This window comes from Mycobacterium sp., assembly GCF_050701675.1.
Classification (GTDB): Bacteria; Actinomycetota; Actinomycetes; order Mycobacteriales; family Mycobacteriaceae; genus Mycobacterium.
In genome coordinates, this window is record NZ_JBOGDD010001274.1 from 1 (window position 1) to 2,082 (window position 2,082).

Here is a 2,082-nt window from a genome sequence, read left to right on the forward strand (position 1 = left end):
GAGGGCACGCTTGGACGTGACTCCCAGCACGACGTGATTCTGACCCATCGTCTGCGCCTAGCGATGCGAAATCTAAACGCCGAAGACGTGCCCGACCTCGCGGTCAACGAGGCGATTGAGGCATTGACCAAGGACCGCTCGGTGATGGATCGGGTCCGCGCCAACCGTGAGGTTTACGACCTGCTGCGCGACGGATACCAAGCCGATTGGGTAGATGACAACGACGACAAGCGAACCGACACGATCCTCTACATCGATCTGCGAGACACACTGAACAATGACCTGCTGGCGGTTCAACAGATGTGGGTTAAGGGCCCGTTGCACAGCCGCCGCCTCGACGTCGCCCTGTTCGTCAACGGCGTACCGCTTGTAGTGCTGGAGTTCAAAGAGCCGAATGCGCCGGTCAAGTCGGCCTACGACGACAACGTCACCGACTACCGCGACACCATCCCGCAACTCTTCATACCGAATTGTTTTGTCCTGCTGTCCAATGGCAGTAAGGCGAAAGTCGGATCGACGTATGCCCCGTGGGACTTCTTCTCGGACTGGAAGGTCATTGACGCCTTCGGCGCCCGTAGTGAGATCGCCTTGCAGACAGCTCTTCGCGGCACCTGCAATCCTGCGAGCCTGCTCGATCTCTTCGAAAACTTCGTTGCTTACATGGAACGCCCCGGAGGGTTGATCAAGATCGTCGCGCGTTCGCACCAGTACCTCGGCGTCAATGCTGCGATTGAGAATCTCTATCGCACGCGCGCGGTGCACGACAAACGCCTCGGAGTCTTCTGGCATACCCAGGGATCGGGCAAGAGTCTGTCGATGCTGTGGTTCACCCAGAAGGTGCTCCGCCACGTCCGGGGCAAATGGACCTTCGTAATGGTCACTGACAGAACCGAACTCGACACACAACTCCACGGCGAGTTCGCTGATGCCGGCGCGATCCCGCCCGAAGCCCGGGTCCACGCAGACTCCATCGCGCACCTGCGTGAACTGCTGGCAGCCGACCACCGCTACGTCTTCACGCTCATCCAGAAGTTCCAACCGTCCAAGGGTGAACGTGAGATGCCGGTGCTGTCTGACCGGTCCGAAATCATCGTCATCACCGATGAGGCACACCGCAGTCAGTACGACACCCTCGCGCTCAACATGCGAACCGCCCTGCCCAACGCCTCGATGATGGGCTTTACCGGAACCCCGCTAATCGCTGGCGAAGAGCAGGCGACCCGCCAGCAGTTCGGCGACTACGTCAGTATCTACAATTTCGGCGACGCCATCGAAGATGGCGCCACGGTCCCCCTCTACTACGAAAACCGGATCCCAGAGCTACAACTCAAAAACGCCGACTTCGCAGACGAACTCGACGCGCTCCTGGAGGAAGCCGAACTCGACGAAGACGCTGAGGGCGCGCTGGCACGCAAATTCGGTACCCAGTACACCCTGCTGACCCGTCCTGAACGCCTGAAGACCCTTGCGCAAGACCTTGTTTCACACTTCGTTGGACGCGGGTTCTCAGGCAAGGCGATGTACGTCGGCCTCGACAAAGCCGCGGCCGTGAGAATGCACGACCTCGTCCAGGAAATTTGGGCCGAGCACCTCGCCGATCTGCGACGCCAGCACGACGCGCTGCCAGAGCTGGAGCGTCCTTGGCTGGCATCGCGGATTGAGCTGATGGAAACCACCGACATGGCAGTCGTAGTCTCCCAAAGCCAGAACGAGCTGAAGACGCTCGACGACCTAGGCCTCGACATTCGACCCCACCGCGAGCGGATGAACCGCGAAGACCTTGCGGAGAAGTTCAAAGAGCCGACCGATCCGTTGCGCCTGGTCTTCGTGTGCGCGATGTGGATGACCGGCTTCGACGCCCCGAGCGTGTCGACCATCTACCTCGACAGGCCGATGAAAAACCACACCCTCATGCAGACCATCGCCCGCGCCAACCGCGTCTTCCCTGAAAAGGACAACGGTCTCATTGTCGATTACGTCGGAGTCTTCCGGAACTTGGAGAAGGCTCTCGCCGTCTACGGCGCAGCCAAGGAAGGGGAATCGCCTATCGAGATTATCGATGCTCTCGCGGGTGAACTCGAC

1 protein-coding gene is annotated in these 2,082 nt (G+C 59.9%); it reads left to right on the plus strand.

The annotated features are described in order from the left end of the window. A partial coding sequence (locus tag ACRDUX_RS39415; protein WP_526422752.1) for a type I restriction endonuclease subunit R occupies nucleotides 1–2,082 on the plus strand: 2,082 nt, incomplete at both ends.